Origin of the sequence: Streptomyces dysideae, assembly GCF_001514305.1 — a bacterium.
Lineage (GTDB): Bacteria > Actinomycetota > Actinomycetes > Streptomycetales > Streptomycetaceae > Streptomyces > Streptomyces dysideae.
Genome location: NZ_KQ949085.1, coordinates 141,636 through 156,524, shown reverse-complemented (window position 1 = coordinate 156,524; position 14,889 = coordinate 141,636). Strand labels below are relative to the sequence as shown.

Sequence of the window (14,889 nt, the reverse complement as noted above, 5' to 3'; positions counted from 1 at the left end):
GTCGTCTCAGTTCTCCGTGGTTTCGGATCCGCCGCCCGTCTCCGTGCCCCGCGCCCTCGTCGGCCTGCCCGGCTGCGCCGTCTTGCGGCCGCGTGCCGACGCCTTGGCGGGTGCCTTCTTGGCGGGGCTCTTGGCGACCGTCTTGGTGGGCGCCTTCGCAGGGGCTTTTACGGCCTTCTTGGGACCTGTCGGGCCGGGATCCTCGGTCTCCGCCTCCACAACAACGGTGGCGGGTCCGTCAGTTGACGGCACGCCAGCCGGTTCCGCCCCCGAAGGGACCGGCGCCCCCTCCGCCCCGAAGGGCAGCACCCGTACCTCCGGCCGCTCCACCGGCTTCGCCGGCACCGGGGTCTCCCGGCCGTCGATGAAGAGCAGGGACGCCTGGTAGACCACCGACAGCGAGTACGGCGTCTGGTGGAGCATCCCCCACAGCTTCGACGTCTCGTCGATGTCCATCACCATCGGCGTGAAGCGCACCCGCTGCACCGCCTCGACGAGGTCACTGCCCGTCAGATACGGGCGCTCACCGGCCTGTTCGATGACGTCCTTGGGCAGGACCGGTATCTCGTGCAGGGCGCGCACCACGGCGCCGATGAGCCGTTGTCCGACCAGTTCCGTCTCCTCGCCGTAGGCGCTGATCAGGTAGTGCAGGTCCAGCGCGGCGGCGGGCCGCTTGATCAGCCGGCCGTCGGGTGCGCGGGTCGGCAGGTCGTTGTTGCGCTGCGAGGTGTTGGGCGTGACCTGGTACAGGAACACGGAGATGGTCGGCTCGGCGGGCGGTTCGGCGGGCGGCTTGCGCGGCTCCACCTTGACGGCCTCGCCGAACTCCGGCCCCAGGTTGGACTCGATCAGCAGGGCGAGGGCCTGGGTGACATGCGCGATGGCGAGTGCGTTGCTCATGACGTCCGTTCCTCGGTTCCTCTGGGTGTCTCGTGCCGCATGTCACTCCCGCCCGCGCGCCAGATAGTCCGCGAGGCTCAACGTCGCGCCCTGACGGCCGCGTTCGGGGGTCCGCTGCCGGGTGCCGCCGCCGGACGGTGCCGGTCCGGCCGTCACCTCCAGCCGCCCGATCTGCACCTGCACCACCTGTTCGGGCGCCCGCCCGGGCCGCCGGGCCGCGGCCTGCCGTACGGCGTCGCGTGCCGCCGCCGTGTCCGCGGCGCTGGGCCGCAGGGGGGTGGACACGGTGGGGGAAGCGGCGTCCGCACCCGGGGGGGTGGGTACGGACGCCGCGGTCTGGGTGGAGCCGTGCTCCGGCCGCCGCGGGACCGCGCCGCGCCGGGCGGCGTCGGGTGCGGGCCGGGGCCCCGGCGCGACCGGTGCCACGGGACGCAGCAGCGGCGTCTCGGGCACGGCCCGTACCGCGGGTCGCGGTGTCAAGTCCCCGTCCGTCGGGGCGCGTTCGGTACGTACGACGGTCCGCTCCCGTTCCGTACGCAGCCGCACCTCCGCCGCCGGACGCGGTACGTCCCGCTGTGCGTCGGCGGACGGCGTGGCCGAGGGCCACAGCAGGCCGGACCCGTCGTCCGCCTCCGGTGCCGTGCCCCGTACCGCCTCGACCCGCTCGAACGGGCCGGGCAGCCGGGGCCGTACCCGCGCCACACCCGGGCGCGGGACGGCCGCGACCGGGGCGTGCCGGGCGATCAGCCGGTCGAGGAAGTCGGGAACCGGCGCCCCGTCGGCGTCAGACATCCGCACACAGCTCCAGGTAGTAGCGGCGCCGCAGCGGGCTGAGCGCCAGGATCTCCGGCTCGGTCCAGCCGTAGGCGGTGGCGAGCAGGTGGACGTCGAGGAGCACGTCCCGTGCCCAGGCGTCCAGTTCGGTCCACAGGTAGGAGGCGATGTCGAGCTCGGCCCGGGTGCCCTGCCCGCACTCGGGGCAGCTGACGTTGAGTGTCAGGTCGGCGCCCGGGTCGGCGGCCTCGACCGCCTCCGCGATCCGGCGCTGCACGGGCACGGGCAGATCTCCAGCCCCCACGTCCGCGCCGTCCCGCACCGCCGAGACCAGGCACCGCGTGAGCAGCGCCATACGCGGATCCACGGCCCGGGCCGCCGCCGTCAGGTCGGCGACCCCGGGCAGCCGGAACTCGACCGCCCAGCCGTCCTGTTCGACCCGTACGACGGACCTCGACGTCCCGCCCAGCGAACGCGCGAACTCCCCGGCGTCCAGGTCGAACTCCATGTCCGCCCCGCACGCCGAGCACTCCATCCGCACCTGCATCCGCTCCCCGAACAGGGCCCGGCGCAGCGCGAACAGGTCGGCCTCCCGCTCCCCCACCGGCAGGACCGGCAGGTTCGCGGCGTCGAGGTCCGGCCGTGCGGTGCGGTGCAGCAGCAGGGCACGCCCGACCGACGCCTCGGCGAGCCCCGCCTCCCAGGTGGCCAGCAGATCAGCCGCCCCGGTGTTCCCCATGTCCTCCCCCGATTCCCGTAACCGCCGTCACCTCACGCGGGGTTGAGGAACGACGGCTCCTCCGGCTCGGGCACCTCGTAGTCCCGCTCCCAGCCCTCGCACTCGAGCTTCAGCGACTGGATGGCCACCGCGTTGGCGTTGGCGTCCAGCTCGCCGAGGACCTGGTACTCGCTGGGCCAGGTTCGGTACAGCTTGTGCGAGACGGCGACCTGGCCGGCCTCGTTGAGGACCTGGATGACGATGTCCTTGCGGAAGTCCGCGAGGGACACCTCGGAGCCGAGGCCCGCGCCGACCTGCCAGACCTTGTTGGCCCAGCGGTCGAACTCGGGGTCGTGGGTGACCCCGCGCTCCAGGGTGATGCCCTCGAACTCGGAGCGTCCGGGGGACTTGCGCGGAGACGACGGGTCACCTCCGTGCCGGTGCTTTACCACTTCCGTCGTCCGCTTCAGCGGACTGACCTTGCTGATGCCGGCGACCGTACGACCGTCCCACAGGACCAGGAACTTGAAGTTCTTGTACGGGTCGAAGCGATGCGCGTTGACCGTGAACTCAGCCATCGGATTCCTTCAGTTCTCCACGATTCCGGCGCCTAGAGCGCGAACTGCCCGGACGTCTGCTGGATTTTGACGATCACGAACTCCGCCGGCCGGACCGGTGCGATGCCGACGAGGACGTTGACGATGCCGTTCTCGATGTCCTCGGCGGTGGTCGTGTCGCTGTCGCACTTGACGAAGTACGCCTCGCGCGGGGTGCCACCCTTGAAGGCGCCCTGGCGGAAGAGGGTGTGCAGGTACGAGGAGGCGGCGAGCCGGATCTGCTGCCACAGGTTCTCGTCGTTGGGCTCGAACACGACCCACTGCAGGCCCCGTTGGAGGCTCTCCTCCACATGCAGCGCGAGGCGTCGCACCGGCACGTACTTCCACTCGCTGTCGAGGGCGTCGGAGCCCTCCAGCGTGCGTGCGCCCCAGACGACCGGGCCGGTCACCGGGAAGGTGCGCAGGCAGTTGACGCCGAGCGGGTTGAGCAGGCCGGTCTCGCGGTCCGTGAGGTTGACCGTGAGCGAGTGCACGCCCGCGAGCCGCGCCTCGGTCCCGGCCGGCGCCTTCCACACGCCGCGCTCGGAGTCCGTACGGGCGATGACGCCCGCGACCACGCCGGACGGCGGGAAGGAGCGCAGCCGTCCGGTGAGCGGGTCGGTGAGTTGGAGGTGCGGGAAGTACAGGCCGGCGTGGTTGCCGCGGACGGCGTCGAAGGCGGCGAGCCCGGCGCGGGCCGTGTCGACGCTGACCCAGGTGCTGGGCGCGTCGACCAGCAGGAAGATGCGCCGCTCCGCACACAGCCGCTGGGCGGCCGAGACGACCGTGAGCAGGTCCTCGGTCTTCTCGTACGCGGCGAGTTCGGGCAGCGCGAGGAGGTTGACGTCGGCTACGCCGCGCAGCGCCTGGATGCCGGTCTTGCCGGCCTCGGAACCGATGAGGTCGCGGGGACCCGGAGCCTCGCCGTCCTCGCCGCCCGCCAGTGGGAACACCGGCGGGTTGACGGAGGCTTCCAGACCGAGGTCGTTGGCGCACTCGCCGAGGAAGCGGACGACGTCCTCGGGGTCGGTGGAGCCGGCGACGACCTGGATGCGCCGGCCGAAGGCGGTGACCTCGGCGCCCGCGAAGGCGTGCTTGCCGGGCGCGTCGGGCAGGGCGCGCAGCTTGCGCTCCAGGAGCAGCGCCAACTCGGCCACACTGCACGGGGCTTCGCCGTCGCAGTCGGGGTCGTAGAGCGTGAACTCGCGCTCCACCTCACCGATCTTGACGGTCAGGTCGACGGCCAGGTCGGGCAGTTCGTCGCCGAACGGCTTGGAGACGGTGCCGGACGGGTCGGGGCGGCCCTCGCCGACGACCTCGACGCGGATGAGCCGGGAGCCCGCGTTGATCACGGTCTGCGCGTAGCGGCCGTGCGAGGCGTCCATGGACAGGCCGGTGAAGCTCTCCCGGGCTTCGCCCTTGGCGTCGTAGACACGCAGGTTGAAGGTTTCGTCGGGGTTCGGCGTGTCGTGGTCGACGGCGACGCGCAGGCCGTTGCCCCATACGCCGGGCTCCTTGGCGTGCACCTCGAGGGCGCCGCTCTCACTGTGGCCCTCGGTGGACTCCAGCGTCACGCAGGCGGCCTTGCCGCTGCCGGCCTTGGCGACGCGGACGATCACGGCGACGGTGCCGCCGTTGCCGAAGAACTGGTGGACCGCGTAGCCGACGGCGCTCTGCGCGCTCAGGCCGCCGAAGCGGCGTTCGAACTCCGTGAAGCTGGTGACACGCACCGGCTCGTTCAGCGGACCCCGCCGGGTGTGACCCACAAAGGCGGTCACGGATGTGGTCAGGGTCGAGATCGTGCGGGTGCTGCTGGGAAGCTCTTCGACGTAGACGCCGGGATACGTCGGCTTGGTGGCGCTCACCGCGCTCATCGGCATTCCCCCTCCTTATCCCTGTCTCGGGCACCGGGATGAAGGCACCAAGAGATGGCGGAGGGACACACTCCGGAGCGGTGCGCGAACAGGCCACACACGTCGGTCGACGGCGGCCGTGCGCACCACATCAAGTCCCCCGTCATCGCCCCGGGCTGTTCGGTCGCCCGGGTCAAGCAGCGCGCTTGTGACTCCTGATGCTCAAGTGCTCAACCCACCTTGAGGTGTACGCAGTTGACGCAACAAGGCACCTTCAGGCCACCCGGGGAGGGGGTTTGGTGAAGGCGCCCTCGCGGCATCCGCACACCCCACCTGCGCGCCCCGGCCATGTGGTTCACAGGTTCTCCACAGGGAGTGCGATCGCGCAGGGGCGCACCGGCCCCGGCTCACGACGGAAACCCCTTACCCCCATTGAGCGCCCTGTCGCACGTCCGTGCGATCTCCCCGAGTCGTACACAACCCCTCGTGGCTGGTTTCACGGGGGTGACGTGATCATGCCATCGCTCGTGGCCGACCTGTGGCGGACGAGGCCTTCGCCGCACTCGCACCGCGATGAGGACCGCGTAAATCCGAACTACGCCCTTGACACCCAGAGGTGCCGTGTGGGCAATGAATGCGGCCGCCGAGAATGTTGATAACAGGTCGAGTTGCCCAGACAGGGCTCTTCGACCATCTGCGCAAGCTGTTCGCGCAGACCCCGGAGGCGAAGGTGCGCGGCTACCGGCCGGGACGGTTCTCCTTCAACGTCAAGGGCGGCCGCTGCGAGCACCGCTACGGCGACGGCACCCTCAAGGTCGAGATGAACTTCCTGCCGGACGTGTAGGTGCCGTGCGAGGTGTGCGAGGGCGCCCAGTACAACCGGGAGACGCTGGAGGTGCACTACAAGGGGCGGTCCACCGCCGACGTGCTGGCCATGACGGTCGACGAGGGCCTGGACTGCTTCGACGGACACCAGGTCATCGGCCGCCATCTGCGCGTCCTGCGGGACGTCGGGCTCGGCTGTGTGCGGCTCGGCCAGGCGGCCACCACCCGGTCCGGCGGTGAGGCGCAGCGTGTCAAGCTCGCCGCCGAGTTGCAGCGCCGTGGCCGAGGGCGCACCCTGTACGTGCTCGACGAACCGACGACGGGCCTGCACGTCGACGATGTCCGCAAGCTGCTGGAGGTCCTGCACCGGCTCGTCGAGGCCGGCAACACGGTCGTCGCGATCGAGCACAACCTCGACGTGATCAAGACCGCCGACTGGCTGATCGACATGGGGCCGGAGGGCGGCCACCGCGGCGGCACGGTCGTCGCACAGGGCACTCCCGAGCAGGTGGCGGCCCAACCTGACTCGTACACCGGGCAGTTTCTGCGGGGCCTGCTGGAGGTGGGGCGGGCATGACGGAGGAACTCGTGCGGGAGCAGGAGGAGTTCCTGGTGGCGGAGGACGAGAGGGACGCGCCCAGGGCCCGGCTCACCACCGAGGGCGGCTCCGTCGACCAGGTGCGCGACTATCTGCGGCTCATCGCCCGGGTCCAGCTCCTCGACGCGGCGCAGGAGGTGGAGCTCGCGAAGCGGATCGAGGCGGGCCTCTTCGCCGAGCACCGGCTGGCGGAGGAGCCGGACCTGGCACCGGAGTTCCAGCGCGAGCTCCGGCTTCTCGCCGAGGACGGGGGACGCGCGAAGGCCCATCTCGTCGAGGCGAACCTCCGGCTGGTCGTCTCCATCGCCAAGCGGTACACCGGCCACGGACTGCTGTTCCTGGACCTGATCCAGGAGGGCAACACCGGGCTCATCCGGGCCGTGGAGAAATTCGACTACACAAAGGGATTCAAGTTCTCCACGTACGCGACCTGGTGGATCCGCCAGTCGATCTCGCGGGCCCTGGCCGACCAGAGCCGGACCATCCGGATCCCCGTCCACACGGTGGAGATCATCAACCGGGTGGCCAGGACCCGGCGCGAGATCATCCAGGATCTCGGGGTCGAACCCACACCCCAGGAGCTTGCGGAAAAGATCGGCATCACCGTGGAGAGACTGGCCGAACTCGACGCCTACGCCAAGGAACCCGTCTCCCTGCACACGTCCCTCGGTGACGAGAGCGGCACCGAGTTCGGCGACCTCATCGAGGACGTCGACAGTGTCTCGCCCTGGGACATGGTCACGTTCGCGCTGCTCCAGGACACGCTCCGCACCCTCCTCGCCGGCCTGACCGCACGGGAGGCCGGGATCATCGCCCTGCGCTACGGCCTCGTCGGCGGCGGGCCGAAGACCCTGGAGGAGATCGGCCAGGTGTACGGGGTGACGCGCGAGCGGATCCGACAGATCGAGGCGAAGACGATGTCCAAGCTCCAGCACCCGTCACGCCTCATGGCGCTGAGCGACTTCCTCGACGCCGTGTGACGCCGGCGCCGACGAGGCCTACGCCGCCGTCAGCGCCTCCACCCGCCGCATGACCTCGCGGCAGAACGCGCCGACGCCGTCCGGGTCGTCGATGAACTGGTTGGGTTTGACGCAGAACGTCGTGAAGCCCTGCTCCAGCTGCTCCGGGATCGATGCGAGGGCGGCGCCGAGGTCCGCCGTGGAGTGGTCGTCGGGGAAGTGGGCCTGGGTGCCGCCGATCATCTCCAGGTCTGCGACGTCCCGGCCGGCCGTGGTCATGGCGTCCTTGAGGAGCTGCATGTCGTCCGGTGCCGGCCGGCCCAGCGGATGGAAGCCGTGGCCGTACCGCACCAGTCGGCGCAGCACCGGGCCGTGCAGGCGCTGCCCGCCGAACCAGAGCCGCGGACCCTCCGGGCGGTATGCCTTGGGCTCGAAGTAGACGTCCCGGAAGGGGTAGTGGTCGCTGTCGTGCGAAATCGGTGACGGTCCCCAGGCCTTGGCCCAGACCTCCAGGTGTTCGTCGAGCAGCCGTCCCCGTTTGGCGAAGGGCACGCCCAGGGCGTCGTACTCGTCCTTGCTCCAGCTGACCGTCGGCTGGACCAGCAGCCGCCCCTCGCTGATCAGGTCGAGGGTGCCCAGCTCCCGTGCCATCAGCAGCGGATGGCGCAGCGGTGCGAGGACGGCCGCGGCGGCCAGGCGCAGGCGTTCGGTGACGGAGGCGATGGCGGCGAGCAGGAGCAGGGAGTTGGGCCAGGGGGTGTACGGGTCCTGGTTGCCCGGGAGGGCGTAGTCGCGGGGGTTGCCCATGATGCCGTCGGCGGCGGCGTCGGGGCCGAGCACGATGTGTTCGCTGACCATGACCGAGTCGAACCCCGCGGCCTCGGCCTCGCGGGCCCACCGTACGGCCAGGGGCAGATCGGCCCGGCCGCCGGTCAGCGTCCAGTTCTCGCTGAGCACGAGCAGCATGCGGGGCGCTTGGGTCATCGTCGACTTCCTTCGGGTATCCGCTCGATGAAACGTCCGATGTCTTCGGGTGCCGGTCGCAGCACACCGTCGCGCACCGCGAGGGCCGTGGCCTCGGCGCGGGAGGCGGAGCCGGTCTTGCGCAGGAGGTGCTCGATGTGGCTGTGCACGGTCCGCGGGGAGAGGAACAGCGCCTGCGCGATGGCCTGGTTGGTCTGGCCCGTGGCCGCCCGCGTGAGCACTTCCAGCTCGCGCGGGCTCAGCCCGTACGGCAGCTCGGCCGGCACCTCGTACACCAGGACGGCTTTCCGCACCACCGCCGGCCCCACCGTGCACCGGCTCAGCACCACCCGGCACCATCCGGACCCGACCGGCCACAGCACCCGCAGCCGCAGGCCCCCGGAACCGGCGAACGCCTCCACCAGACGCCGGAAACCGTCGTCCGCCAGCGCTCCGGCGGGCTCCCGGCCCGGCAGATCGATGACACCGTCGGCGGTGACGAGGTTCGCTCCGGCCTCCGTCGGCAGATCGCGGAGCTCGCCGGCCTGGACCGTCGGGTCGGCGAGGGCACCCAGGGCCGGCAGGATCGAGGCGAGCAGGTGCCGTGCCCCGGTGTCGTAGGTGTCCGGCCCTACGGTGGACAGGTGGATCATGCCGACGACGCGGCCCGCGTGGCGCAGCGCCCCGGTCATGCCGTCACGGAAGCCGGACGGCCGGACCCGCTCGGCGTAGAACCAGCCGTGCCGGAAGCGCTGTCCGGGATCGTCGGCGTCCTCCGAGATGGACCGCGGCAGTTCCTGGCGTACGACGTTGCCGTACCACGGGGTCGAGACGAACTCGGAGGCCAGTGCCTGGGAGGTTTCGGCGGTGTAGCCGACGCCCGCGATCTGCACGTGCGTCCGGGAGATGGGATCGATCCCGAGCAGGGTCACGGCGTCGAACGGCAGGGCCCGGCCGAGCTCGTGCACCGCCTGGGCGCAGGCCGCGGCGGTGTCGCGTTCGCGGGTGAGCATGCCGATGCGCGTCGCGGCGGCGATCTGCTGGTGGCTGAGCATGCGAGCCTCCCGGGGCCCGGTACCGCAAGGGTCGTTTGGTCCCTAACGATAGGGCCGGCAGGGGCCCCGGACAAGGCGTTCACCGATCCGTGACCCGGTTCCGCCTGGTCAGCGCCGGGCTCTCGGACAGTCGGTATTTGTACGGATGGCACGGCACGGGGCTCCGGTCTTTCCTGTTCGGCACAGCCGGACGCCCGCCGCCACGGGCCACCTTCCCTGGAGAGCCCCGCCATGACCAGATTCCCGCAAGCCGTCCCCTCGGCCTCCCGCCGGCAGTTCCTCGCATGGTCCGGCGGCACCGCAGCGGCCACCGCGCTGGCCCTCGCGGGCTGCTCGGCGCCGGACGCCGGCGCGACCTCGGCGAAGGCCACGGGCACGGCCGCAGGCTCGTCGAAGACTCTCACCCGGATCGGCTTCGACTACCCGTTCACCCAGCTCCCGCTCTACTCGACGCTGGTGAAGCTCTCCACCGCCGCCGCGAAGCAGCACGACATCTCCCTGTTGACCACGAGCGACGCGGGCAACGCCGACACCCAGGCCACCAACCTGAACACCTGGGTCTCCCAGAAGGTCCCGGCCATCGTGTCGTTCCCGATGGTCTTCGAGGCCACCGAGGCCATCGCCAAGAGAGCGCTGGACGCCGGGCTGATCTGGGTGACGTACGGCGGCTCGCTGGAGCACCAGAGCGCGGACATCCAGTTCAGCTTCCTCGAGGGCGGCACGCTGCTCGGGGAGGCCGCCGCGCAGTGGGCCGACGAGCAGCTCGGCGGCAAGGGAAAGGTCGCCTTCCTCACCGACAGCACGATCCAGCTGGGCCGCGAGCGCACCAAGGGCATGATCGACGCCTTCACCAAGAACGCGCCCGGCGTCGACGTCGTCGCCCAGGAACAGGCCATCGATCCGGACACCGGGCTGTCGAAGTCGCGTGCCGTCCTCGCCAAGCACCCCGACCTCAACATCATCCTCGGGATCACCGACGCGGCGGCGTACGGCGGCTTCAAGGCGCTCCAGCAGGCGGGCCGGAAGGCAACCGACGCCAGGACCTTCGTCGGCGGACAGGACGGCTCGGCCCCCTCCCTCCTCGCGATCAAGCAGGGCACCTTCTACCGCGCCTCGGCCGCGCTCGCGCCGGAGGACATCGCCGCCGCCGTCGTGGAGGTGCCGCGCGCGGTCGCCGCCGGGAAGGCGAACCCGAGCGCACAGGTGCCGATCACGCTCGTGCAGCGCGGCGACACCGCGCGGATCGACGCGCTGCTCGCCCAGAACTCCTAGGGCGCCCCCCATGACGGAAACGAACCTCCGCATCACCGGCCTCAGTAAGTCCTTCGGAGGCGTGCAGGCGCTGGACGGCGTGGACCTGACCGTCCCGGCGGGCCAGGTGCACGCTCTCCTCGGGCACAACGGCGCCGGCAAGTCCACCCTGATCAAGTGCCTCGGCGGGGCCTTCCCGCCGGACGCGGGCACGATCGAGGTGGGCGGGGCCTCGTACCCGCGGCTCAGTCCGCGGGAGTCCATCGCCGCTGGTGTGGCGATCATCTTCCAGACGCCGAGTGTCGTCGACTCGCTCACGGTGGCCGAGAACATCTTCCTCGGCCAGGAGTGGACCCGGCACGGCCGGATCGACCGGCGCGCGCAGGAGGGGGTCGCGGCCGGGCTGCTGCAACGGGTCGCGGCGAGTTGCTCGCCCCGTGACCGGGTGGGCGAACTTCCCATGGGCCAGCGGCAGTTGGTGGAGATCGCCAAGGCCCTCAGCCGCAGCGCCTCGGTGCTCGTCCTCGATGAGCCGACCGCCGCCCTGTCCGGTGCCGAGAGCGACGCGCTGGCCGAGCGGGTGGAGGATCTGCGCGCCCAGGGGCTGGCCATCGTGTACGTCACGCATCTGCTGGGCGAGGTGGAGCGACTTGCGGACGCGGTGACCGTCCTGCGGGACGGGCGGGTGACCCATCACTCCGCAGTGGCGGGGCATACGCGGCGGGAGTTGGTCGAGGCGATTGCGGGCCGGGCGGATGCTGTTCACAGGGACAGCCCGGCAGCCGAGTCGGGCGATGTTCCCATCGGCGCCCCGCGCGCTCCCCGGCTCACCGTCGACGGCCTCCGCGGCCCCGGATTCGGCCCCGTCGACGTCGGTGTCGCCGAAGGCGAGATCGTCGGCCTCTACGGCCTCATCGGCTCCGGCCGTACGCGCATCCTGGAGACCCTCTTCGGCAGGCGGCGCGCCACGGGCGGAACCGTCCGGGTCGGCGACCGGGCCGTCACCGCCACGCGGCCTTCCGACGCGCTGGCCGCGGGCATCGCCCTCGTCCCGGCGGACCGGCGCCGGCAGGGGCTGTTCCCGGGGCTCGGCGCACAGGACAACGCGCTGTTGCCGACGGTCCGTTCGCTCGCCCGGCGCGGCGTGCGGGCGTTGGGGGCCGAGCGGCGGGTCTTCGGTGCGTTGTCCGACGCCGTGGGGCTGCGGCCGGTCCGGCCCCGGTTGCCGGCGGTCGCGTTCTCCGGCGGCAACCAGCAGAAGCTGGTCCTCGGCCGGTGGATCAACGAGGCGCGCACAGTGGACGTGCTGCTCCTCGACGAACCGACCCAGGGCGTCGACGTGGGCGCCCGGCAGGAGATCTACCAGGTCGTCTCCTCCCTGGCCGAACAGCGGAGCGCCGCCGTGCTGTTCGCCTCCAGCGACCCCGAGGAGATCGTCGCGCTCGCCCACCGCTGTCTGATCGTGTCCGCGGGCCGGGTCGTCGGCGAGCTGAGCGGCGCCGAACTCACCGAGGCCGCGCTGCTGTCGGCCGTCCACGACGCCTCGCCCGCGCCCTCCGAAGGAGCAGTATGACCACCGCGACCACCGCCCTGCCCACGCCGCGCGCCCTGGCGGGAGGCGGCCTGACCGCCGTACGGCGGAACCCCCTGCTCATGGTCCTCGCCCTGATGGTGCTGGTCTTCCAGCTGACGACGGGCAGCTTCCTCGACGCGGGCAATCTGCGCGGAATCGCGACCGACGCCGCCACCCTCGCCATCGTGGCGGTGCCGCTGGCCCTGCTGGTCATCAGCGGCTACCTCGACCTGTCCGTCGGCTCCACGCTCGCCCTCGGCGGGCTGGTCGCGGGCTGGCTCGCCGGGCAGCAGCACCAGTCGCCGGTCGTGGCCGTGCTGGGCGCGCTGGCCGCGGGCGCGGCGGTGGGCGCCGTGAACGGCGTCCTCTGCTGCTACCTGGGCCTGTCCGCCTTCATCGTGACGCTGGGCATGCTGACCGCCGTACGCGGACTGGCACAGCAACTGTTCCCGCTGCCGCTGAGCAGCTTCGGCTCCGGCTTCGCCTGGCTGGGCGGGTCGCGGATCGCCGGGATCGACGCGCCGGTCTTCATCGCCGCACTGGTGCTCTTGGCGGGTGCCCTGTTCCTGGCGCTCACCCCGGCCGGACGGCATGTCTTCGCCATCGGCGTCAACCGGGAGGCCGCCTACCTGTCCGGCGTCAACATCCGCCGTACGCCGTTCGCCCTGTTCGTCGTGACCGGGGTCGCGGCCGCGCTGGCCGGGGCCATCAAGGCGTCGGTGCTGGACAGTGTCGTGGCGGGGACCTCGGGCGCCGGGTTCGAACTGACCGTGCTCACCGCCGTACTGCTGGGCGGGGTCGCGCTGACGGGCGGATCCGGCTCGGTCTTCGGAGTACTCCTCGGCGTGCTCTTCCTCGGCTGTCTGCAGAACGGGCTGACGCTGTTGAACGTGCCGACCTTCTGGCAGCAGATGGCCCAGGGCTCCGCCCTGGTGGCGGGCGCGGCGCTCGCCTACTTCGGTCCGCGGCTGACGCGGTGACCACTTTCCCCACCTCAGAGAAAGGCCTCGCGTGAGCGACAGCACCCCCACCCTCCTCCTGACCGGCGGTCAGGTCCTCACCGTCGACGCCGGTTTCACGGTCGCCGAAGCCGTCGCCGTGCGCGGCCGGGACATCGTCGCCGTCGGCAGCGACGCCGAGCTGCGCGCCCTGGCCGGCCCCGGCACGCGGGTGGTCGAGCTCGGCGGCCGGACCGTCCTGCCCGGCATCAACGACTCGCATCTGCACGGGGCGGCGTACGGCATGACGAAGCCGCCCTTCGCTCTCGACGTCGGCCATCCGGCGGTCGGTTCGATCGCCGACGTCGCCGCCGCCGTCCGCCGCGCGGTGGCCGCCGCCCGCCCCGGTGAGTGGATCGTCGGGCTGGGCTGGGACGCCGGTTATCTGGCGGAGTGCCTGACCGATCCGCACCGCTTCCCGCACCGCCGGGACCTGGACGCGGTGGCGCCGGACCACCCGGTGTGCCTGACCGACTTCTCCGCGCACATGGTGTGGGTCAACAGTGCGGCCCTGCGGGTGTGCGGCATCGACGCGGGCAGCACGCCACCGCCGGGTGGTGTCATCGACGTCGATCCCGACGGGAGGCCCAGTGGCATCCTGCGCGAGGCGGCGCAGGGCCTCGTCGAGGCCGCGCTCCCCTCCCCCACGGTCGTCCAGCGTCGCCAGGCCATCCAGAACGTGGTCCGCGAGCTGCACTCCCGCGGCATCACCAGCTACACCGAGCCGGGCCTCGGCCCCGGCGGTGCGACGACCCTGTTCGGTGGCCTGAGCACCGACAACTGGACCGCGTACGCCGAACTCGCCGCCGAGGGTCAGCTCGAAGCCCGAGTCAGTGTGTTGCTGCTGCCCGCGCCCATGGGCGGCTCCGCCGACGACGTACGCAAGGGACTGGCCGAGCTGCGGCACCCCGGGTCGGCGGACCCGCGGCGGCTGCGGGCGATCGGCGTGAAGATCTTCGCCGACGGGGTGCCGCCGAACCGTACGGCCTGGATGAGCGAGCCGTACGCCGACGGCGGCCTCGGCGCGCTGTGCGTGCACGGTGACACACCCGCCCTGCAGGCCGACGAGCTGCGCGAGATGATCCGGCTCGCGCACGAGGGCGGCTTCCAGCTCGGCGTGCATGTCACCGGGGACCGGGCGATCGACACGGTGGTGGACGCCTTCCTCGCCGCCGACGCGTCCGCGCCCCGCCCGGACGCGCGGCACTACGTCATCCACGGCGACTTCATCGGCGCCGGCAGCCTCGCCAAACTGGCCGCGCACGGCTACGGCGTCAACATGAACCCGGCCATCAAGTGGACCATCTCCGATCTGATGGACGAGGTCGTCGGTCCCCGGCGCTCCGCCTACCAGTGGCCCGTGCGCTCCGCCGTCGAGGCCGGGGTCACGGTCTGCGCCAGCTCCGACGCGCCGGTCACACAGCCGGACTGGCGGCAGGGCGTGGCCGCGATGCTGCTGCGCGAGTCGAAGGCGAGCGGCCGGCCCAGCGGCCCCGAGCAGTGCGTGGACCTCGCCGAGGCGCTGCGGGCGTACACCGCCAACCCCGCCCGGCAGGACTTCGCCGAGGACTGGAAGGGGTCCGTCGAGCCCGGCAAGGTCGCGGACCTGTGCGTCCTGGACCGTCCGCTGCTCGGCCTGGACCCGCATGAGATCACGGACGTCGAGGTGGACCTGACGGTGTTCGACGGGCGGGTCGTCCACGAGCGGTGGGGCAGCCATCTGGTCTAGCGGCTCCTGCAGCGGGGCTGTCGGGTCCGCACCACCGTGCGCAGCAGAGACAGTGAGTAGCGGACCGACCGCGGACTGCTCCCTCAGCGGCGAAGGT

Annotated in this window: 11 protein-coding genes and 2 pseudogenes; 6 read left to right on the top strand and 7 right to left on the bottom strand. The window is 71.7% G+C overall.

The genetic code is table 11. The annotated features are described in order from the left end of the window. Nucleotides 1–6 precede the first annotated feature (6 nt). The 5 genes from AQJ91_RS19535 to AQJ91_RS19515 are packed head-to-tail and all read right to left on the bottom strand — an operon-like array spanning nucleotide 7 to nucleotide 4,868. Nucleotides 7–900, bottom strand: a complete 894-nt coding sequence (locus AQJ91_RS19535) for a Pvc16 family protein (RefSeq protein ID WP_067023012.1) — start codon at nucleotides 898–900, stop codon at nucleotides 7–9. Nucleotides 901–942: 42 nt separating this feature from the next. After that, a complete protein-coding gene (locus AQJ91_RS52180) occupies nucleotides 943–1,692 on the bottom strand; it encodes a hypothetical protein (protein ID WP_067023007.1) in 750 nt (249 codons plus the stop codon). Continuing rightward, nucleotides 1,685–2,413 (bottom strand): T4 family baseplate hub assembly chaperone, encoded by a 729-nt coding sequence (locus AQJ91_RS19525; protein WP_067023004.1) that lies wholly within the window; start codon nucleotides 2,411–2,413, stop codon nucleotides 1,685–1,687. The genes AQJ91_RS52180 and AQJ91_RS19525 overlap by 8 nt, the downstream gene beginning before the upstream one ends. A 32-nt stretch (nucleotides 2,414–2,445) precedes the next feature. Further along, nucleotides 2,446–2,970, bottom strand: coding sequence for a phage tail protein (locus AQJ91_RS19520; protein WP_067023001.1), 525 nt, complete (start codon nucleotides 2,968–2,970; stop codon nucleotides 2,446–2,448). Nucleotides 2,971–3,002: 32 nt separating this feature from the next. After that, nucleotides 3,003–4,868: a phage tail sheath subtilisin-like domain-containing protein gene (locus AQJ91_RS19515; protein ID WP_067022998.1), complete on the bottom strand. Its 1,866-nt coding sequence runs from the start codon at nucleotides 4,866–4,868 to the stop codon at nucleotides 3,003–3,005. Between the two features lie 649 nt (nucleotides 4,869–5,517). On the opposite strand from AQJ91_RS19515, the pseudogene AQJ91_RS19505 reads away from it, so the two are divergent. Both AQJ91_RS19505 and AQJ91_RS19500 read left to right on the top strand, forming a co-directional pair. Then, nucleotides 5,518–6,243 (top strand): annotated as a pseudogene (locus AQJ91_RS19505) (excinuclease ABC subunit UvrA); the annotation flags it as partial. Next, nucleotides 6,204–7,244 (top strand): annotated as a pseudogene (locus tag AQJ91_RS19500) (RNA polymerase sigma factor); the annotation flags it as partial. The pseudogenes AQJ91_RS19505 and AQJ91_RS19500, both read left to right, overlap by 40 nt. A gap of 18 nt (nucleotides 7,245–7,262) precedes the next feature. Here the strand turns inward: AQJ91_RS19500 and AQJ91_RS19495 are convergent. Beyond that, nucleotides 7,263–8,207, bottom strand: coding sequence for an LLM class flavin-dependent oxidoreductase (locus AQJ91_RS19495; RefSeq protein ID WP_067022986.1), 945 nt, complete (start codon nucleotides 8,205–8,207; stop codon nucleotides 7,263–7,265). Further along, a complete protein-coding gene (locus tag AQJ91_RS19490) occupies nucleotides 8,204–9,241 on the bottom strand; it encodes a helix-turn-helix transcriptional regulator (RefSeq protein ID WP_067022983.1) in 1,038 nt (345 codons plus the stop codon). The genes AQJ91_RS19495 and AQJ91_RS19490 overlap by 4 nt, the downstream gene beginning before the upstream one ends. Nucleotides 9,242–9,472: 231 nt before the next feature. Here AQJ91_RS19490 and AQJ91_RS19485 point away from each other — a divergent pair, with 231 nt between their 5' ends. From AQJ91_RS19485 to AQJ91_RS19470, 4 genes are read left to right on the top strand one after another with little or no spacing between them, the layout of a single operon-like run. After that, entirely contained in the window at nucleotides 9,473–10,513 is a 1,041-nt protein-coding gene (locus AQJ91_RS19485) for a sugar ABC transporter substrate-binding protein (protein WP_067022980.1), read from the top strand. Nucleotides 10,514–10,523: 10 nt separating this feature from the next. Continuing rightward, nucleotides 10,524–12,065: a sugar ABC transporter ATP-binding protein gene (locus AQJ91_RS19480; RefSeq protein WP_067022976.1), complete on the top strand. Its 1,542-nt coding sequence runs from the start codon at nucleotides 10,524–10,526 to the stop codon at nucleotides 12,063–12,065. Continuing rightward, the gene (locus AQJ91_RS19475) at nucleotides 12,062–13,045 is read left to right on the top strand and encodes an ABC transporter permease (RefSeq protein WP_067022974.1); all 984 of its coding nucleotides are present in this window, start codon (nucleotides 12,062–12,064) and stop codon (nucleotides 13,043–13,045) included. The genes AQJ91_RS19480 and AQJ91_RS19475 overlap by 4 nt, the downstream gene beginning before the upstream one ends. Before the next feature lie 31 nt (nucleotides 13,046–13,076). After that, complete coding sequence (locus AQJ91_RS19470) at nucleotides 13,077–14,792, top strand: amidohydrolase (protein ID WP_067022972.1); 1,716 nt, start codon at nucleotides 13,077–13,079, stop codon at nucleotides 14,790–14,792. Nucleotides 14,793–14,889 lie beyond the last annotated feature (97 nt).